This is a genomic window from Marinobacter alexandrii, from assembly GCA_039984955.1.
GTDB lineage: Bacteria > Bacteroidota > Bacteroidia > Cytophagales > Cyclobacteriaceae > Ekhidna.
In genome coordinates this window covers 82,434-101,601 of the sequence record JBDWTN010000008.1, presented here as the reverse complement: position 1 = coordinate 101,601, position 19,168 = coordinate 82,434, and the positions used below count along the sequence as shown (strand labels likewise).

At 38.0% G+C, this 19,168-nt stretch carries 18 protein-coding genes and 2 pseudogenes; 7 read left to right on the top strand and 13 right to left on the bottom strand.

Features of this window, described 5'->3' with window-relative positions:
- Positions 1-180, bottom strand: a 180-nt coding sequence (locus tag ABJQ32_21295) for a hypothetical protein (GenBank protein ID MEP5292201.1), incomplete at its 3' end; no start/stop codon positions are given.
- 310 nt (positions 181-490) lie between these two features.
- Between ABJQ32_21295 and ABJQ32_21290 the strand changes: the two genes are divergently transcribed.
- From ABJQ32_21290 to ABJQ32_21275, 4 genes are all read left to right on the top strand, one after another.
- Complete coding sequence (locus ABJQ32_21290; protein MEP5292200.1) at positions 491-697, top strand: hypothetical protein; 207 nt, start codon at positions 491-493, stop codon at positions 695-697.
- 95 nt (positions 698-792) lie between these two features.
- Complete coding sequence (locus tag ABJQ32_21285) at positions 793-3,228, top strand: glycoside hydrolase family 9 protein (GenBank protein ID MEP5292199.1); 2,436 nt, start codon at positions 793-795, stop codon at positions 3,226-3,228.
- A gap of 3 nt (positions 3,229-3,231) precedes the next feature.
- Positions 3,232-3,972 (top strand): sugar-binding protein, encoded by a 741-nt coding sequence (locus ABJQ32_21280; GenBank protein ID MEP5292198.1) that lies wholly within the window; start codon positions 3,232-3,234, stop codon positions 3,970-3,972.
- Positions 3,973-4,045: 73 nt separating this feature from the next.
- The gene (locus tag ABJQ32_21275) at positions 4,046-5,140 is read left to right on the top strand and encodes a serine hydrolase (GenBank protein MEP5292197.1); all 1,095 of its coding nucleotides are present in this window, start codon (positions 4,046-4,048) and stop codon (positions 5,138-5,140) included.
- A 28-nt stretch (positions 5,141-5,168) separates the two neighbouring features.
- On the opposite strand, the gene ABJQ32_21270 is transcribed toward ABJQ32_21275, so the two are convergent.
- From ABJQ32_21270 to ABJQ32_21260, 3 genes and pseudogenes are all read right to left on the bottom strand, one after another.
- Positions 5,169-6,047 (bottom strand): AraC family transcriptional regulator, encoded by an 879-nt coding sequence (locus tag ABJQ32_21270; GenBank protein ID MEP5292196.1) that lies wholly within the window; start codon positions 6,045-6,047, stop codon positions 5,169-5,171.
- A gap of 1,476 nt (positions 6,048-7,523) precedes the next feature.
- Positions 7,524-7,691 (bottom strand): annotated as a pseudogene (locus ABJQ32_21265) (thrombospondin type 3 repeat-containing protein).
- Positions 7,686-7,856 (bottom strand): annotated as a pseudogene (locus tag ABJQ32_21260) (thrombospondin type 3 repeat-containing protein). The pseudogenes ABJQ32_21265 and ABJQ32_21260 overlap by 6 nt, the downstream one beginning before the upstream one ends.
- Positions 7,857-8,185: 329 nt before the next feature.
- Between ABJQ32_21260 and ABJQ32_21255 the strand changes: the two are divergent.
- The 3 genes from ABJQ32_21255 to ABJQ32_21245 all read left to right on the top strand — a co-directional run bounded on the left by ABJQ32_21255 (position 8,186) and on the right by ABJQ32_21245 (position 11,081).
- A complete protein-coding gene (locus ABJQ32_21255; GenBank protein ID MEP5292195.1) occupies positions 8,186-9,580 on the top strand; it encodes an amidohydrolase family protein in 1,395 nt (464 codons plus the stop codon).
- Between the two features lie 46 nt (positions 9,581-9,626).
- Positions 9,627-10,256: a CPBP family intramembrane glutamic endopeptidase gene (locus tag ABJQ32_21250; GenBank protein ID MEP5292194.1), complete on the top strand. Its 630-nt coding sequence runs from the start codon at positions 9,627-9,629 to the stop codon at positions 10,254-10,256.
- Between the two features lie 102 nt (positions 10,257-10,358).
- Complete coding sequence (locus ABJQ32_21245; protein MEP5292193.1) at positions 10,359-11,081, top strand: DUF547 domain-containing protein; 723 nt, start codon at positions 10,359-10,361, stop codon at positions 11,079-11,081.
- A 78-nt stretch (positions 11,082-11,159) separates the two neighbouring features.
- Here ABJQ32_21245 and ABJQ32_21240 read toward each other — a convergent pair whose 3' ends face one another.
- From ABJQ32_21240 to fabD, 9 genes are all read right to left on the bottom strand, one after another.
- Positions 11,160-11,717, bottom strand: a complete 558-nt coding sequence (locus ABJQ32_21240; GenBank protein ID MEP5292192.1) for a porin family protein — start codon at positions 11,715-11,717, stop codon at positions 11,160-11,162.
- Between the two features lie 101 nt (positions 11,718-11,818).
- Entirely contained in the window at positions 11,819-12,430 is a 612-nt protein-coding gene (gene nqrE / locus ABJQ32_21235; protein MEP5292191.1) for an NADH:ubiquinone reductase (Na(+)-transporting) subunit E, read from the bottom strand.
- 12 nt (positions 12,431-12,442) lie between these two features.
- Positions 12,443-13,156 carry an NADH:ubiquinone reductase (Na(+)-transporting) subunit D gene (locus ABJQ32_21230; protein MEP5292190.1) on the bottom strand — a complete coding sequence of 238 codons (714 nt, stop codon included), beginning with the start codon at positions 13,154-13,156 and terminating at the stop codon, positions 12,443-12,445.
- Positions 13,153-13,902, bottom strand: coding sequence for an NADH:ubiquinone reductase (Na(+)-transporting) subunit C (gene nqrC / locus ABJQ32_21225; GenBank protein MEP5292189.1), 750 nt, complete (start codon positions 13,900-13,902; stop codon positions 13,153-13,155). Before nqrC ends, ABJQ32_21230 begins: the two co-directional genes overlap by 4 nt.
- The gene (locus tag ABJQ32_21220) at positions 13,889-15,079 is read right to left on the bottom strand and encodes an NADH:ubiquinone reductase (Na(+)-transporting) subunit B (GenBank protein ID MEP5292188.1); all 1,191 of its coding nucleotides are present in this window, start codon (positions 15,077-15,079) and stop codon (positions 13,889-13,891) included. Before ABJQ32_21220 ends, nqrC begins: the two co-directional genes overlap by 14 nt.
- Before the next feature lie 5 nt (positions 15,080-15,084).
- Positions 15,085-16,449, bottom strand: a complete 1,365-nt coding sequence (locus ABJQ32_21215) for a Na(+)-translocating NADH-quinone reductase subunit A (GenBank protein ID MEP5292187.1) — start codon at positions 16,447-16,449, stop codon at positions 15,085-15,087.
- Between the two features lie 140 nt (positions 16,450-16,589).
- Positions 16,590-17,480, bottom strand: a complete 891-nt coding sequence (locus ABJQ32_21210; GenBank protein MEP5292186.1) for a 4-hydroxy-3-methylbut-2-enyl diphosphate reductase — start codon at positions 17,478-17,480, stop codon at positions 16,590-16,592.
- A complete protein-coding gene (gene cmk / locus ABJQ32_21205) occupies positions 17,470-18,135 on the bottom strand; it encodes a (d)CMP kinase (protein MEP5292185.1) in 666 nt (221 codons plus the stop codon). The genes ABJQ32_21210 and cmk overlap by 11 nt, the downstream gene beginning before the upstream one ends.
- A gap of 148 nt (positions 18,136-18,283) precedes the next feature.
- Positions 18,284-19,162 (bottom strand): ACP S-malonyltransferase, encoded by an 879-nt coding sequence (fabD, locus tag ABJQ32_21200; protein MEP5292184.1) that lies wholly within the window; start codon positions 19,160-19,162, stop codon positions 18,284-18,286.
- Between the last annotated feature and the right edge of the window lie 6 nt (positions 19,163-19,168).

The window sequence follows — 19,168 nt, the reverse complement described above, 5'->3', positions numbered from 1 at the left end:
ATACCCATACATCCGCATCCATCTCAAAAGCTGACCGTGTTCTTCCAATTGGCCCGTATACTTCATCCAAATTTCCTGCTTGGTGAAGCTACCGGTAAGGTATTCTTTAATGATATCCTGGCGCTCTGATAAACTTATCTCTCTACCACGTCGTGTGTTTCCATTCTTGAAATAATTCATTTGATTTACAATAAATTGTGTAAACCTATTTCAGGACAAGACAAACTGACTCTGGGAATATTCTATATCAAGGTGCCTTGGTCATTAGAGATCAAATCACATTTTTGATATGGTAACGACTAAAGACCCCAGCGACCGGACAATCAACTACATTCAATTCTAAAAACATACATGTAACAAAAACCATCATCCATAAGCTAATCGAGTCATTTGCAAAAACTGGTGGAACTAGATGATTTTATCGATATTTGAAGAACCCATTTTAATAGGAGCTAACATTATTGACTTAATCATCAAACAACCCTTTATTATGAGAAAAATATTCCTAATTGCTGCTTGTTTCTTGTTCCTCTTTGGATGTAATACGAATCCAAACAAAGAAGCCAGAATTCAAAAACTTGAAACTGAAATAAAGCAAACACTAGACAAAGTTGACGAACTTGAAAATAAAGTTCAAGCACTTGAAGTTGCAAATGATCAACTTAAAACAAGGATTACTGAGCTTGAAAAGCGATAGTGACATATATAAACAGTGCGATTTTTAGGGTCAGCTATAAAAACTGAAAAAACCAGTGCACCTTGAGTAAATAATCAGAGGTTTTAGATATAATAATGATGAGAATTGCTGTTTTAGTTTCACTATTGACCGGTCTAAATTGGGTCATCTATGCACAAGATGGATTGAAAATCAATGAATTAGACTATTTTGAAATGCCCGGTCTAAACGTTACTGTTTTTAGTGACATTTACCCCGATGGGCACCAAACAGGCGTAACTATTATCCAACATGGAGTCAGAACAGCCGCTAACGGTGATTTGCGCTTAGAAGCATCTCCCGGTCAGTGGTCTCCCATACCGAAAGGTGGAAATTTATCCGTAGACAAAATAGAAAATACTATCTCCCAAGAACTCTGGTACCCGGACTCATCCAAAAACAGAAAGGGCTTTAATCCCATCATTTATCCAGATCTACAACTTAAATACAGTGTATCGGTTACTCCTACAGAAGGAAGCTCATTTAAGGTAGAAGTACATTTAGATGAACCTATTCCAGATGAGTGGCATGGCAAAATCGGCTTTAATTTCGAGCTATTCCCTCAACATTTGTTTGGAAAATCCTACCTCATGGATGAGCAAGTTGGGTTGTTTCCTATCCAACCCAACGGACCTCTAAACCCTCAAAACGAACAAATTGCACTTCCCTTGGCTACTGGCAAAAAACTGACTGTGGCTCCAGAAGAAAACCTACAACGACTAACGATCACAAGTGAAAGTGAATTAGAGCTTTGGGATGGACGTACCAATCATAACAACGGATGGTTCATTGTCCGATCAGTCATCCCCAAAGGGAAAGCAAAGAATGCGCTGGAGTGGGTCATAACACCAAATGTGGTAAAGGACTGGACATACAAACCTGCCATTCATGTTTCGCAAGTGGGCTATCATACAAAGCAAAAAAAGAAAGTTCTCTTAGAAACTGGCAAAACGATAAACGAGGCAACAAACCTAACGCTCTACAGAATTACGGATTCAGGTAAAGAGGAAGTAGCCTCCGTGATTCCCAAAGTATGGGGGCAATTCCTTCGCTACAACTATTTTGAATGGGATTTTAGCAACATAGAAAAGACTGGCATCTATCAATTTGCCTATGATAGTATCAAATCCAACCCATTTCAAATAAGCGATGATATTTTTGAGAGACATGTATGGCAGCCGACTCTGGAATATTTTCTACCGGTGCAAATGTGTCACATGCGCGTCAACGAAAAGTATCGTGTTTGGCATGGCCTGTGCCACATGGATGACGCTTTGATGGCACCTCTAGACACCAATCATTTCGACGGGTATGTGCAAGGGTCCTCCACTCTCACTTCATTTAAACCTCTGGAACGAGTGGAAAAACTAAACGTTGGTGGTTGGCATGATGCCGGAGACTATGACTTGCGCGTTGAATCACAAATTGGAACAGTCTGGAACCTGGCCCTTATGGTGGAAGAATTTGGCCTCAACTATGATGCTACTCTCATCGATCAGGAAAAACATATCGTGGAAATTCATACACCCGATGGGAAATCTGATGCCTTGCAGCAAATTGAACATGGCTTGATCAGTATATTAGGAGCCACCAGATCAATGGATAGGCTTTATAGAGGAATTATCTGTTCAGATATAAGGCAGTACACACTCTTAGGAGATGCTTCGGTCATGACAGACAATATTCCCTACTCGAAAGAGTCCGGACTCCCTTTAGATGATCGTTTGGTCTTTACAGAGGACAACCCCGATCGAGAAATGTATGTGATAGCAGGCTTGGCAGCATCAGCCAGAGTTTTGGAAGAATCTAACCCTGAACTCAGCAAAGAATGCCTGGAAACCGCTTTAAAACTCTACAACAGAGCCAAATCGAAAGCAAAAACACCTTCAAAGGTTCTGGCCCTTTCAGAACTGATCATCACAACCAAAGATCAATCCCTTATCAAAGAGTTTGTTTCACTGCAGGATGATATCGTCAAAAACATTGATAAATCGGGATGGGTGATTGGACGTGCCATGTCATTCATCACAGATAAGAAATTTAAAAAGACCATCTATTCGGCCGTTCAAAACTATCAGAATAGATTGAATGAGGAGGCCAAAGAATCTCCTTTTGGAGTTCCTTACAAACCTAATATCTGGGGTGCTGGCTGGTCTATTCAGCAGTTCGGGAAAGAGCAGTATTTCTTTCACAAAACCTGGCCTGAGTTGACAACTTCTGACTTTTTCATCAATTCGTTCAATTTTGTATTGGGTGTTCATCCTGGAGAAAACACCATGTCTTTTGTGTCAGGGGTAGGTTCTAAGTCCGCTACTGTTGCCTATGGAGTTAATCGTGCCGATTGGTCTTTTATTCCAGGAGGTTCAATCTCAGGAACAGCGCTCATAAAGCCGGATCTACCAGAATTAAAGATATGGCCTTACTTCTGGCAACAAACGGAATACGTAATGGGAGGCGGAGCTACTAACTACATGTTCTTGGCACTAGCAGTTAAAGAGCATTTTAAAGAATAAGACATGAGATTGACGATCATCGCGTTCTCTATTGTTATTCTACTATTCAATTGTAGTCAGAAGCCCACCAAAAAACGCTTTAAGGCTCACTATACTCATCTCGCACCGGTTGTTGACGGAGATGCTAAAGACTCTATTTGGCATGCCATACCCTACTGGAACACGGAACAATATACCTGGATCAACAACGTAAATTCAGAGCCTCCAGCAGCTGACTTTTCATGGAAATACAAGTTAGCTTGGGACGAGAATAAGTTTTATGTCCTTGCGGAAATCAGGGATGATGTGATTAGTGATGTACATCCAGATCCAAAAAATTTGTACTACCAAGATGATTGCTTTGAGGTTCTATTTGATGAGGATAACTCTGGAGGAGACCATGAGGTAAGTTATCAGGCGTTCGTCTACCATATATCCATTTTGCATGATGTTCTTGATATTGACACTGAAGGAAACCGAGTCCTACTCAATGATCATGTAGAGATTCGAATGGACACCTTGAATGGAACAAGCATTTGGGAAGCCGCCTTTGATATTTATGACGAAGGTTACATCTCAACAGATAAAAGTAACCCTGTAAAACTTCATAAAGGTAAGGTGATGGGTTGGGGCATGGCTTATTGCGACAATGACGGGGAAGAAAACCGCGATCATTTCATAGGTTCACATTTCATTCCCGGCAAAGACAAAAACGTTACGTGGAGGTCAGCGGATGCTTTTGCTGAGGTCAAGTTAGTTGAATAAAGATCCATGATCTATATTCATCTGGTACTCAAGCACAATATTTTAGCAATAACAACATACCAGATAAACGATAATGAAAAAAATAGCAATCTCTAGTATTATCATTCTATCAATTATCAATACTTGCTATTCACAACAAAGTTATACTTACTCGGAACCGAATAAACTTGAAGACGCGTGGCTAACAACCAGTTTACATTCTCTGAATGTAGATACGTCAAGAATATATCAGTTATTCACTCAAGTCTTAAATAACAAGAATGAACTTCATAGTGTTTTATTGGTAAAAAACGGCAGACTCATCATTGAAGAGTATTTCAATAACTATTCTGTAAATAAGCAGCACGATCTTCGTTCTACTACAAAAAGTATACGATCCATTTTGATGGGCATTGCAATTGATGAAGGTTTTATTGTCAGTATAGAGGACCCCATATCAAAATATCTAAAAAGTCATTCCGTGTCCAAAAATCAAGATTCCCGAAAAAAGGAAATCTCTATCAAACATCTACTGACCATGTCTACTGGTCTAGATTGCAATGATTGGGATAAGAAGTCCGCTGGACAAGAAGACAAAGTGTATAAAAAGAAAGACTGGATCCAGTATACACTTGATCTCCCTATGATTAATGATCCTGGTACAGTTTCAACTTATTGTTCAATGGGTGTGTTGTTAATAGCGGAAATAATCAGTCAGGCTTCAGGCTTGGCTATAGACGAATTTGCTGAAAAATACCTGTTTAACCCTTTAGGAATTACCAATGTAAGTTGGGGACATACCTCGTCCAAAGAAGTTATTCCTTCAGGGAAAAGGATTTACATGACATCACGTGATATGGCAAAAATCGGACAGCTTGTACTCAACAAAGGAAAGTGGGATAATACCCAGGTAGTGTCATCGAAATGGATTGAAGAGTCCACTACTCCAAAAACAAAAATTACGGGTATTGATTATGGTTATTTATGGTGGAACATTCCATTTAAAGCAAAAGAACAAGTAGTTTTATCAAAAACCGCAACCGGCAATGGTGGTCAGTATATCATGATTTTACCGGAATTAGATATGGTGGCCGTGTTTACAGGAGGTGCCTATAATTCACAAGAGGATAAGTTGCCTTTTGCTATCATGAATAATGTTTTATTGCCAACATTTGATAGCGATAAGTAGTCATAATTTCAAAACATCAATAAATCCATTATCTCTTATACAGTGCACTAAATTCTGAAGGGGTTAGTTTTGTCCATTTTTTGAAGAGGCGTGAAAAGTAAGCATAGTCATCGTATCCTAACTCATAAGAGATCTTAGCTAGCGAAGTTGAATCATACACAATCAGTCGTTTTGCTTCCAAAATCACACGTTCCGTGATTAGCTGTGTAGTGGACTTTCCGAGTGTTTCCTGGGTCAGTCGATTTAGATGACGAATGGTGATATTCAGCAAATCAGCATATGCTGATGGTGATTTCTCTTGTTTGAAGTTTTCCTCAATCAATTGCTCTAATTCCCTGAGGTATGCTGAGTAAGCATCCATCTTCACCAAATTTGCATTGACTGGATTCAAATAGACCCTACTGATATCTATATAAATACAATTGAGTAATGAAACAATCTTTTTTATTGACCACACATCCCGATTTCTATATTCTTTAAGAATTAAATTAAATGCATTGGATACTTCGCTTAGCTCACCTTCTTTCAAGGTAAGCATGGATGGATTTCGTACAGGATAGAAAAATGGAAAATCATAAATGGATTGCTCCGTAAAAGAAATTTCATAAAACTCCTGAGAGTGAAAAAAAATAATCCCTTCAATATCATCCGACAGTTCCCAATTATGCGCCTGTCCAGGATTAAGCATAAACACACTTCCGGGACTCACGTCGTATTTTTCAAAATCAATTTCATGCGTACCCGAGCCTTTAGTAAAGAGGACTGTTAAGAAAAAATTATGCTTATGAGGAGCCGTGATATTTTTAGAGTGAGTTTCAAGGTGCTCTCGTAAATCATTGCAATAGAAATTTACTAATTTCTCATTACCATCAAACTCACTAATACTTAATATACGGACTTTACTCACCACCAAATGTCTTAATAATCCAAATTTTAGAACCTTGCATTCAATACTTTAATTACACGTTCTCGCTTATTTTGTATTAACAAAATACATCATTATGTCTAGTTTATTTAAAAATATACAACAGGAAAAATGCCCATCATGTAGTAAGGATAAGGTATTTAGCACAAAAGGAAATGTCTTTTTATTTAAAATGCCATTGATGAAAGAAAAGTGTTCCAATTGTGGATTCAGATTCGAAAAAGAGCCTGGTTATTTTACAGGAGCTATGTATATCAGCTACGGCCTTTGTATTATTGAAATGGTGACGATTTTTATGCTGTTTCAACTAACCACGATTCATTCAGACTATTTGATCTATTTTCTTTCTCTCACCGTGATTCTATTGTGGCCCTTCAACTTTAGGATGTCTAGAATTATTTGGATGTACTTGATATAAAATAAAAGCCTCATTCAAAAAAATTGAATGAGGCTTTTACCTATTGGGTGTATTAGCATCTAGTCATTACCAACATATTTGGTAAACAAGTTTTCTAAATCCATAATGAAATCTTCGTAGTAATCTTCGCTATTTACTGTAGACTCATCTTTGAATTCAAGAAATACGATTACCTCTTCAGACCCATCTTCTTCTATAACAACATCTGCAATCTTGAGGTCTTTGTAAAGCACTTCCAGGTCAAGGAAAGCATTGATTTGACTAACAGAAGGATCTTCAATCTGCAGTAACTCTGCAATTCCTCCAGCAGACTGGATTGTCAAATTATTACTGTATAACTCAAACGTAAGCTTCAAAAGGCTTTTCTCTGTCAGGTTTGCATAGTCATCGCTATCCAACTCTACTTCTGCCTGAATACCTGTGGAACAAACACTACCGTCAGTAGAAAAGTCTAGATTCACTGAAAATTCAGTAGAGGAAGCCTGACTGATCATCACAGACAATGTATATGGGTTGAGGTATAAAGACAGGTCAATCTCAACTGGAATTGGGAACCCTCCCACAGGCTCATATTTTACACCGCTAAGGCCTATCGCCACCACTTCTTGACTATCAATTACCAAAGAAACATCTAGGGTAGTAGGTAGATTTATTGGTTCATCCTCTAGTAAAACTTCCACATCGTTGTAATTCCCAATAGTGAGTACACTATTGTTAGATGTTTTATCTGGACTTGAAGGGAATTCAAGCACGACTCTTTTAGTCTGATTTTCGTTCCGTGACCACATTTGATTTGAATGATCATATGTATAGGTTCCTTCTACATCATCAATACTGAATCCTTCTCCTTCCGGTACAACTTCAGTAAGCGAAGAAGTCAAATCATTAATCCAATCAAGATTTAATGTATCTCCATTAGATAATCCCATAAAGTCCGTAAGAATGGACTCTACAGCAAGTCCACTTTCAAAACTCATAATGCAGCCCAGCGTAGAATCAAAAGATTCTTGCACGTTTGCTTTATCTTGGGTTACCGTTGTTGGATCACAGGCATCTCCTATGCCGTCACCGTCAGTATCTTCTTGATTAGGATTCGCTAATTCTGGACAATTGTCCACATCATCAGGAATTCCATCTCCATCTTTATCTTCTTCACAGACATCTCCTATTCCATCCTCATCACTATCTTCTTGATTTGGATTGCTCACTAAGGGACAGTTATCTTCATCATCTACTATCCCATCTCCATCTTGATCATCTCCGCAGACATCTCCTATCCCATCTCCATCACTATCTTTTTGGTCTGGATTACTAACTAAGGGGCAATTATCTTCTTCATCAACAATACCATCTTCATCTGTATCAGGTGGCATTTCTACCTCATCATCTTTTGTACATGAGATAAAAACTACCATCATAAGCATGGCAATAAAAAGCATTGCTGATTTTACAGCTTTTTTAATAGCGGTATTAAATATTGTTTTCATGGGTGAACATTTAGCTGAAATTGGCATTTGAGGCGTGGCGCACCTCTTTGGAATATAAAGATGCTTAAAAAAATTTAATATTTTGTACTAATGCAAGATTAATTTGTATTAAAATACTTTATACATAGCTCTTTTACTGAACAAAAAAATACTGAAGTAGAAATAGGATAATTCACTTTCAACTACTTTTAGGAGAAGATTAAGACAAAAAAACCATGCCCTACAAAATCACGCTACTCTCATTGATCATTCTATTCTTTTCTTGCACGTCCACGGAAACAGAATCATTTGACCTCTTGATAACCAATGCATCAATCCTTGACATTTCTGAAGGTTCTATATCCAAGCATAAGGTCATTGGAATTTCCAATGATACAATAAGGCTAGTAGCAAGCGTCGAATCAGTCAACAGGTATACCGCTGACCAAATAATTGATGCGAAGAATAATTTTGTAATGCCAGGGCTATGGGATATGCATGTCCATTTTCGCGGGGGAGATTCTCTTATTGCCGAGAACAAAGACCTCCTGCCCCTTTATATCGCTCATGGGGTGACAACCGTGCGGGATGCTGGAGGAGACATAACACCAAGTGTTCTTGAATGGAGAAGTGAAATAAGGGATGGAAAACTTCTTGGGCCAGACATTTTCACCTCAGGACCAAAGTTTGATGGCGTTAACCCTGCATGGGACGGTTCCATTAGAATTGAAAACACCAATGATATTGACCCAGCTATGGATTCCCTCATGCAATTGGAAGTAGATTATTTTAAAACGTACGATGGTAGTCTTTCAAATGAAATGTACTACGCCTTGATTAAAGAAGCGGAATCACGTAACGTAAATATCACCGGCCATATGCCGATGAACGCCAGCTTAATGAAAGCAGTAAACCTCGGGTTAGATGGGATAGAACATCTTTACTATGCATTAAATGCTACTTCTCCCATGGGGGACAGCTTAACACAACTTAATAGGGGTTATGGTATTCTTCCTGAACTTCTAGAGTCCTATGATTATACGCTTGCAAATGAAGTGTTTATAAAATTAGCTTCAAAAAATTTTTATGCGACTCCTACTCTCTACATAGGAAAAATCCTCAATCAACTTCCTTTTGATGATCACAGCGAGGATTCTTTACTCACCAGTATGGGAAAGGGAATTCAAGAAACATACTCAAGACGGATAAAGTCAGCAATGAGCAGATCAGCATCTGCTCAGGAATTTAACACTTCCATGCGCGAAAAATTTGTTGAGATGGTAAAGCCTATGCACGAAGCTGGCATTAATCTTCTAGCTGGATCTGATTGTGGAGCATATAACTCATATGTGTACCCTGGAGCTTCATTGCATGGAGAATTGTTTATGCTGGTAGAAGCAGGGCTCACTCCCCTTCAAGCGCTTCAAACTTCAATCATCAACGGCCCTCAGTTTTTTGAATTGGACAATTATTTTGGAAGCCTAGACGTAGGTAAAGTGGCTAATCTCATTATTCTTTCAGAAAACCCTACACAGAACATACAGAGTATCAAAAAGATTGAATGGGTAGTCAAAAATCAAAACACATTCAATGCTGATCAGCTTAAATTAATGATTACCCTTAAAAAATGAGTTAGGGTATTTGAGGTTCTCTTTAATTTGTGATGCCATTAGTTACATGTCATCACAAAATCACCGTTCTTTTGAAATTGTTGCTGTCTCAGTTACCGCATTAGGCAAGTTCCTATTCTACGATGTTTTGAATCTTCGACTTGTGTTTATCTTATTGATGTTCGGGTTTTGGAGTACCTATATAACCATGAGAGTTAGAAATCATTCTGAACTCTTCAAAAAATGGGGATTTAGGGTGGATAATTTCAACCGTGTCTTAAGACGCGTCCTTCCATTTGGAATAGTTTCTTTTATGGCGTGTTTATCTATTGGCTACTATCAAGATACTATTAACATAACCTGGCATATTATTCCAATCCTTATTCTATATCCAGTTTTTGGTGTGCTGCAGCAATTTTTAATCATGGCACTTGTTGCAGGAAATCTTCAAGAATTAAACCGCATTAAAGCGCAATCAATCATTATAATCACATCAATCCTATTCGGAATACTCCACTACCCCGATTGGTGGCTAGTTTTAGGAACCTTTATCCTCGCATTATTTTACACATATACTTACTTGAAAAACAGAAATCTATATGTATTAGGATTTTTCCACGGGTGGCTTGGGGCTCTATTTTATTACACTGTTGTTGACAAGGATCCGTTCACTGAAATTTTCGGTTTTATATTCTAGAATAATAATTTGTCCCTATAAATACACTTCTAGTTGAAAAAAATCGAATTCGGAACTTAATTAATCCCATGAGGTTTAACTTCTTCCAAAACCAAGCTATTTATGAAGAAGATTATGCTCACCATTGTATTGTTCACAGTTTTCTCCGTTACTTTCAGTCAAACTGGAGATGCTACTCTTGTATTTGATGATTTCAATTCCTTTCTGCAAAAAGAAGTTGTTTTTGGACTTGTTGACTATGGGGGATTAAAAGAAAATCCAGGAAGACTCAATAGCTTAGTTGGTCTAATTGCAACCTACAACCCCAAAGACTCTTCAGACGATCATCGTACAGCGTTCTACATTAATGCCTACAATATCTTAGTAATAAAACAAGTTGCTGATAACTATCCTATCAATAGTCCCATGGATGTTAAAGGTTTTTTTAAAGAAAACACCTTCCTTATTGCAGGTGAGACATTAACATTAGATCAAATTGAATTCAAAAAACTGATGGAGCCAACAAAGGACCCAAGAATTCACTTCGCTTTGGGGTGTGGAGCAAGGAGTTGTCCATTTCTTTATGATAATGCCTTCTATCCAGATAAAATTGAGGAGCAGTTAGAGTTTAGAGCTAGACAGATAATTGAACGTCCAAATTATGTATATGCAGACTTGGAAAACGATAAAGTAATTCTGAATAAAATTTTTGATTGGTATGGAGACCAATTCAATTTAAAAACAGGATCACTGATCAAATATGTGAATAAATATAAAGGATATAAAATACCGGAGAGCTTTGCTGTAGAATTTCAGGAATATGATTGGACACTCAATGATCGATAATTCTATCTGATATATATCCAAACACAAAGAGCCTGAGCAAAATGCTCAGGCTCTTTTTATTCTACTATTAAGTAGTTTTTACTTACCTAATTTAAAAAGGCTGTATCCGATAGATAGTTGGAATGTTTTATTCTTAATTTCTTCTCCTACTCCAGCATCATTGATGTCAGACAATCCGAAGACATACCTAGCAGAAAACTGAAGTCCAAAAGGTGCATCCCATCCAGCTCCTACAGCAGCTGAAAGATCAGAACTTTTTAAACCATCCTTGATATCCGTTCCATCTTGATCTTCAGCGTTTAAAAGAACTCCAAACTGAGGTCCCGCTTGTAGATTAAGTCCTGCCGGAAGATAGAGTTTCACCATTACAGGTACATTCACATAGTTAAGATTAACCTCACCTCCACCTGAGAAGCTCGATCCTTGCTTTGAAAACAATACTTCAGGTTGAACACCTAAGTTTGCAAATTTAAAAAGCCCGTATGCTCCTGCATGAAGTGATGTAATCGACTCAGAACCAGAAATGTTCGTATTCGCAAAGTTTGCGCCTGCTTTAATTCCAAGTGATACGCTTGCCTGACTAAAAGCAAAAGCAGAGATAAGTACAAGAGATAATGTTAGTAAAGTCTTTTTCATAATGTTATCGTTTTGTATTAGTAATATAAAAGGTGTCATACACCTAAATAAAGACATAAAAAAAGGGTGATAGACACCCTTTTTATTAGATTTTCTTAAAATTATAGTGCTACACCTATAAATGACTTAAAGGCTAGTCCCATTAGTCCGGTAATTAGCATAGTAATCCCTAATCCTTTTAATCCGTTTGGAACATGTGAATACTTCAAGCGTTCTCGTATTGCAGCCAATGCAATAATAGCAAGGAAGAAGCCAGTTCCTGATCCGAATCCAAAAGCTGTTGCCTCCACAATCGTGTAATCTCTCTGAACCATAAAGAGTGATGATCCCAGAATAGAGCAGTTTACGGCTATCAACGGTAGGAAAATCCCCAATGACCCGTATAGGGATGGTGAGAACTTCTCAATAATCATTTCCACAAGTTGGACCATCGCTGCAATTACTGCAATGAATATGATAAACTGAAGAAATGTAAGATCAATAGTGGCAAAGTCTGATCCTAACCAAGCTAATGCTCCCTCTTTCAATACTTTCTCTTGAATTAGCCAGTTGATTGGAACTGTAATAGTCAATACGAATATTACAGCCATACCCAAGCCAAATGCTGTTTTTACTTTCTTAGACACGGCAAGAAAAGAGCACATGCCGAGGAAGTATGCGAAAATCATGTTATCAATGAAAATCGCTTTGATTGCTATATTAAATGCTTCCATAGTTATTTAAGATTAGTGCTCTACGTAACCGTTTTTAGTTCTTTGTATCCAAATAATCACCCCAAGTAAGATGAATGCTCCAATGGAATCTACCATCAAACCGTTCGTTTGTAAAGAAGTGCCCAATAAACCACCCAATGAACCGTACACATCAAACTCTAATGGAGTGCCGATGAATACTGTTCCTCCTCCTAAGAGTTCTCTAAAGAAAGCGACCACCAAGATGATCCATGCGTATCCAAATCCACTACCAAAACCATCAAGAATTGAATCATACGGCTTATTTGCCATTGCAAATGCTTCTAGACGTCCCATAACAATGCAGTTGGTGATGATCAATCCAACATATGCTCCCAAAATTTTATACATATCATAGCTGTACGCTTTCAATACCTCACTTACCAATGTTACAAGTGTTGCAATAATTGCTAATTGAACTATAATTCGAATCCTATTGGGAATAATATTCCTCATTACCGAAGTAATAAGGTTTGAAAATACAATTACGAAGATCACGGCAATTGACATGATCATCGTTGGCTTGAACTGTACTGTCACAGCAAGTGCTGAACAAATGCCCAATACCTGAACAGTAATTGGATTATCCTCATTTAGAGGATCTGATACAATCCTTTTTCTCCTTTTAGATAATAAAGGCTCAGACGGTTCCTTAGCAATTGCTGCTACAGCCGACTCTTCTGAAATTTCTGCTATTTCTTCACTCATAAACTTGCTGTTTTTTGAGATTTAGTTTTTTCAATAAAAGCGGAGTAACACTCCAAATAATTTTCCAACATCGCATTGACTCCTTTTCCAGTTATCGTTGCTCCAGACATTCCATCAACTTGATGTTGACTAAGATTGGCATTACCCTCTCCTTTAACCATGCTGACGCTTACCAGCTCTCCTTGGTCATTATATATTTTCTTTCCAACGTATCGTTGTTGCACCGTTGGCTCTGTAATACGAGCGCCCAATCCAGGCGTTTCTCCTTTATGATCAAAGGCTACTCCTTTAACAGTATTTAAGTCTTGACCGAAAGCAACATAACCTGATATCCAATCCCATAAACCAGCGCCGAAGGTTGGAAAAATATATGCCTCTATTTCACCCGATTCATCTAAAAAGGTAAATACTGGATACATTCTTTCCTGAGGATCATACTTATAATTCTTTTGGATATTTACCTTTTCAGCTACTACAGGATTACCCTTTTGGTCTGTGGTTACCTCTTTTCCATTTATATCAACAACAACAGATTTTACTCTCTTATCATAAATACGAAGAATCTCATTGGGATCTTCAATAGTAGAAATATCCATAACGGCTCCAAGGATCTTCTTCTTGGTGTCGAGCTCTACTTGTTTATCCTGCAATGGTTTCAACCCTACTGAGGTAAGGGATAGAGCACCTCCAAATACCACGGTTAGACCGATGGAGAAAAGGATCACATATAAATTAGACTGTCGCACGTTTTAATCTTCTTTTCTTATTTGCTTCAACAACATAAAAATCAATGAGTGGAGCGAATACATTCATAAACAATATGGCTAACATGATTCCCTCAGGATATGCTGGATTAATCACACGAATTAATACAGTAATTACGCCTATCAGGAACCCATAAATCCATTTTCCTAAATCGGTATGAGAAGCACTTACAGGGTCAGTCGCCATAAATACTGCTCCGAAAGCTAAACCACCTATCACTAAATGGTAATGCGCAGGCATTTCCATAAAACTATTTCCGCCCGTAAGATTGAAAAGTCCGCCCATAGCTAGTGTTCCTAAAACAACACTTAGGATAATTTTCCAACTCCCTACACCTGTAGCAATTAGTATTATTGCTCCTATCAAACACATTAAAGTTGATGTCTCACCAATACTTCCAGGTATTATTCCAATAAACATGTTCCAAAAATCAAACATGCCTGAGTACCAATGGTTGGATGCGAGTTGCATCATGTTCGTTCCATTACCTGCCGCTTCGGCACCATATGCTAAAATGGTTGCCCCAGAAAACCCATCTACCGGAGTTTTATCTCCAAAGTACGTCCACACATCACCAGAGATTTGTGAAGGGTAAGCAAAGTATAAAAACACTCTTGCTGTTAGGGCAACATTCAAGATATTCATCCCGGTACCTCCAAAGACCTCTTTGCCTATTATTACAGCAAATACGGTTGCTAAAGCAACTTGCCACAAGGGAATAGTTGCTGGCATAATGAGCGGAATTAACATTCCAGTTACTAAGTATCCTTCCTCAACAGGTTTTTGGTAGATCACACAAAAAGTGAACTCCGTCATCAACCCAACACCGTAAGAGACGGCAATTATTGGTACTACCTTGAGAATGCCAATCCAGAATTTATCTAGGATTGATGCCTCAATTCCGGTTGCTATAAAATGCTGATGACCAACATTCCACATGCCAAAAATGAGGCAAGGTATCATTGCGATGATAACTGTCATCATCAAACGCTTTAGATCCGTTGCATCTTTTATTTGTGCCCCTTTCTTACCTGTTATTATATCAGGCGCAAAAAAGATAGTTCTATGCCCCTCATATAGCGGGTAGAACTTTTCGTATTTGCCACCTTTTTCAAAAAGTGGCTTCAAATCGTCGAATTTTTTCTGCAAAAACTTCATTCCTGCTATCCTTCTTTAATTAGTTCAATTCCTTCTCTAAGTATTTCCTGAATTGGATTCTTGGAAACGTCTACAAATTCACAAAGAGCAACGTCTTCTTCAATCACCTCATATATTCCTAGTGCCTCCATGTCATCATAATCTTCAGCCAAGATTGCTTTAAATAGATAAGTAGGGAGAATATCCATAGGCATTACTTCTTCAAATGCTCCACTGATCACGAAATTTCTTTCTTCACCATAGGTGTTTGTATTTACTTCAAACTCCTTATTCTTTCCATTTAAAAAAGTCAACATTCCAAACGCCTTGTGGAAACTTAATTTATTTGTAGATGGTTTAATCCATCCTAAAAATTCCTCATGCTTCCCTTCAGGAATGACAGTGATTTGATTACTGTAGTAACCGAGGTATCCCTCAGCTCCTATACCTTCTCCACTCAATACATTTCCCGAAATATATCGGTTATCTGTTCCTTCCGCCTTCTCACTTATCTTATTTAGACATGCTCCTGCGAATAGCTTAGTATATCCTCGTTCGTTCATTTGAGACCCTGTAAGTGCTACCAGTCTCGAGGTGTCATATATACCTTCAGTGAAGAGTTTGCCAATCACTGCAACACCAATAGGGTTCACCGTCCAAACAACATCTCCTTTCGCTATCGGATCAATATGATGAATTTGTACGCCAACATTTCCCGCAGGATGCGGTCCTGTAATATTGTTAACCTCAACGTTTTTCATCTGTGAGAAAAGTTGAGATACTTCAGCTTTACTATTGATATTCAAATGAACATTACCAGCTGTGAATTTTTTAAGAATATCAATTCCTGCTTGAAAGTTTTGTTCATGCCCTTGAAGTATGTAGGCATAGTCCGGAGCAAGAGGACTGCTATCAAAAGTTGAAATAAAGATGGACTTTGGAGAATCGGCAGGATTCGCAACAATCCCGTAAGGTCTTTGGATGATATTCAACCATCCTCCAGATTTTTTTAATTGATCCAGCGCATCTTCTTTGGATATTCCATTTATATCAGATGAAGAATACTTTTTGAATTTCTCGAACTCTATTTCTTTATCTGCAAGAATTTTAACTTCTAGTACTTTGCGTTTTTCACCTCGCTTGATTTCGACTATTTCACCACTCACTGGTGATGTATACAGAATATCTTCTTCATTCCGCTCGAAGAATAGTGGTGATCCCGCTTTCACATTATCACCTTCCTTCACCAACAACTTTGGCCTACTTAAACCTGCAAAATCAGTCGGTTTAAGCGCGTAAGTGTCCGGTTGAGGTACTTCGATTATTTTATTTTCTGCCTTTCCGGCTAGGTTCAAGTCAAAACCTTTTTTCAGCTTTATTGTCTGAGACATATTTCTTACTTGGGAGAACGTCTAAAAAAACGAGGCAAACTTAATCAATATCAGATTTAACCTCGGTCTAATTTTCAATAAAAAACCTTGTTTTATAGCTTTTGGAAATAAACCAAATTATAATCATATGGTTTGGTCAATTATGCAATTGCTGGTTCATTTTCTTTCAGGAAATCTGCAACCTGTTCCATTAACCATGTTGGAGTCGATGTTGCCCCACAAATTCCTACTGAATCGCCTGGTTCAACCCAGGACAAATCAATTTCTTTTTCACTCTCCACAAAATAACTTCTTGAATTGTATGTCAGACATACGTTATATAATGCCTTCCCATTCGAGCTTTTTCTACCTGCCACAAAAATGATCACATCATGCTTCTGAGAAAATTTCTCCATATGAGGCTCTCGATTAGAAACTTGACGACAAATGCTGTCATTCGCCTTAAAACCATCTTCCACCGTGAGCAGTCCTTCCGATTTTATTCTTTTTTCAATTTCCTCTTTAATAGAGTAAAAGCCTTTTGTACTCTTTGTTGTTTGGGAAAAAAGCGTAATAGGGCGAGAAAAGTCAATCTTTTCTAAATCATCAGACTCAGTAATAATGATCGCTTCATTGGATGTTTGCCCAGTCAATCCGATTACTTCTGCATGTCCCGGCTTACCATAGATAACCAATTGACCTTCCCGATTTTTAGACAGGTCATATGCATTCTTTACTCGATTTTGCAATTTCAAGACTACAGGACACGATGCATCAACTAGCTCGATATTATTTTCAATAGCAATTTGATAAGTTTCAGGCGGTTCCCCGTGCGCTCGGATTAATACTTTACAATCCTTGAGGTTCTTCAGCTCTTCTCTTGTAATTGTTCTCAGTCCTTTGTTATAAAGACGTTCAACTTCCATGGAATTATGAACTATATCTCCAAGACAATAGAGTTCATGTCCTTCGATCATTTCATCTTCCGCCATTTGAATAGCAAATTCAACACCGAAACAGTATCCAGAATTTTCGTCAATTTCAACCTTCATATGTTATGGATTCGGCCATTTTAACAATTTTATCTATCTGTTGATCCAAAGTTAGATCAGAAGTATCAATCTCAAATGCATCCTCTGCCTTTATAAGCGGGCTATCTTCTCTACTACTGTCGATATCATCACGTTCTTTCAGATTTGTTTTGATGGTATCTAGATCTTCTTCAATTCCTTTTGTCGCCAATTCTTTTCTTCTTCTTTCTGCTCGAATATCCATATTAGCTGTCATAAATAATTTCAACTCTGCTTCTGGAAATACAATTGTCCCTATATCTCTTCCATCCATTACTACCCCCTTGTCTTCTCCCATTTTTCGTTGTTGTTCAACCAATTTCGTTCTCACGATGGATATTGCACTTATCTGACTCACGTTTTGATTGACATCCATGGTTCGAATTTCAAAATCAACATTCTTCCCATTTAGAAAAATAGAACTGTTATGAAATGAAATATCACAATTTTCTAGGCCTTTTTCAACCTCAGCTAGTTTTAAAAAATCAATTCCATTTGTGATAAAAGAATAAGTAACAGCCCTATACATGGCACCACTATCAATATAGGTATAACCTAATTTTGAGGCTACTTGTTTAGCTGTGGAACTCTTGCCAGTACCTGAATAGCCATCAATCGCAATTACAATTTTATTCATCAGCAATCCTTGATTGGACATGGGATAGGCTTCCCTTTCTTTATTTTCTTTTTGTTCTTACCATTAGAAGAAGACGGCCCCTTTTTACAACCCTCCGCTCCTATCAGGATTGTGCCTAAAAATAAAATGAATATGGCTTTATTGAACTTCATGAAATACCTTCCACAATCATTTCTCTATCTACCTTTTTAACCAGTCCCTGCAACACCTTGCCAGGACCGCATTCCGTGAAACTGGTGGCACCATCAGCGATCATATTTTGCACACATTGTGTCCATCGAACAGGTGAAGTCAATTGCAAAACAAGATTTTTTTTGATTGATTCAATGTCTGAATATCCTTTTGCATCTACATTTTGATAAACCGGACACTTTGGATCATTGAAGTTTGTGTCCTGTATTGCATCTGCTAGTTCTTCTCTGGCTGGCTCCATCAATGGGGAATGAAAAGCTCCTCCTACAGGCAATATCAATGCTCTCTTAGCACCAGCCTCTTTTAATTTCTCACAGGCTACATTTACCGCTTCAATTTCTCCACTAATCACTAATTGACCCGGGCAATTATAGTTTGCTGCTACAACAACACCATCAGCATTCGCGCAGATTTTTTCTACTACTTCATCCTCTAGGCCTAAAACAGCTGCCATAGTTGATGCTTGCATTTCACATGCTTTCTGCATCGCCCGCGCTCTTTTTGAAACCAATGAAAGACCATCTTCAAAATTTAAAACTCCATTTGCAACTAAAGCCGAAAACTCACCCAGTGAATGTCCTGCCACCATGTGAGGGTTAAAATCATCGGAAGTAATTGCTGCAACTACGCTATGAATGAATATTGCAGGTTGAGTAACCTTAGTTTGTTTTAGTTCATCATCTGAACCTGAAAACATAATACTTTTAATATCAAAACCAAGAATATCATTAGATGAATCTATAAGTTCTTTTGCTTTCGAGTGGTTAACGTAAAGTTCTTTTCCCATCCCAGAGAATTGGGCGCCCTGACCAGGAAAGACGTATGCTTTGCTCATAAGTAA

Coding starts and splice junctions, on each gene's coding strand:
- ABJQ32_21290 (MEP5292200.1), top strand. CDS start 491: ATGAGAAAAATATTCCTAATTGCTGCTTGTTTCTTGTTCCTCTTTGGA.
- ABJQ32_21285 (MEP5292199.1), top strand. CDS start 793: ATGATGAGAATTGCTGTTTTAGTTTCACTATTGACCGGTCTAAATTGG.
- ABJQ32_21280 (MEP5292198.1), top strand. CDS start 3,232: ATGAGATTGACGATCATCGCGTTCTCTATTGTTATTCTACTATTCAAT.
- ABJQ32_21275 (MEP5292197.1), top strand. CDS start 4,046: ATGAAAAAAATAGCAATCTCTAGTATTATCATTCTATCAATTATCAAT.
- ABJQ32_21255 (MEP5292195.1), top strand. CDS start 8,186: ATGCCCTACAAAATCACGCTACTCTCATTGATCATTCTATTCTTTTCT.
- ABJQ32_21250 (MEP5292194.1), top strand. CDS start 9,627: ATGTCATCACAAAATCACCGTTCTTTTGAAATTGTTGCTGTCTCAGTT.
- ABJQ32_21245 (MEP5292193.1), top strand. CDS start 10,359: ATGAAGAAGATTATGCTCACCATTGTATTGTTCACAGTTTTCTCCGTT.
- ABJQ32_21240 (MEP5292192.1), bottom strand. CDS start 11,717: ATGAAAAAGACTTTACTAACATTATCTCTTGTACTTATCTCTGCTTTT.
- nqrE (MEP5292191.1), bottom strand. CDS start 12,430: ATGGAAGCATTTAATATAGCAATCAAAGCGATTTTCATTGATAACATG.
- ABJQ32_21230 (MEP5292190.1), bottom strand. CDS start 13,156: ATGAGTGAAGAAATAGCAGAAATTTCAGAAGAGTCGGCTGTAGCAGCA.
- ABJQ32_21220 (MEP5292188.1), bottom strand. CDS start 15,079: ATGAAGTTTTTGCAGAAAAAATTCGACGATTTGAAGCCACTTTTTGAA.
- ABJQ32_21215 (MEP5292187.1), bottom strand. CDS start 16,449: ATGTCTCAGACAATAAAGCTGAAAAAAGGTTTTGACTTGAACCTAGCC.
- ABJQ32_21210 (MEP5292186.1), bottom strand. CDS start 17,480: ATGAAGGTTGAAATTGACGAAAATTCTGGATACTGTTTCGGTGTTGAA.
- cmk (MEP5292185.1), bottom strand. CDS start 18,135: ATGAATAAAATTGTAATTGCGATTGATGGCTATTCAGGTACTGGCAAG.
- fabD (MEP5292184.1), bottom strand. CDS start 19,162: ATGAGCAAAGCATACGTCTTTCCTGGTCAGGGCGCCCAATTCTCTGGG.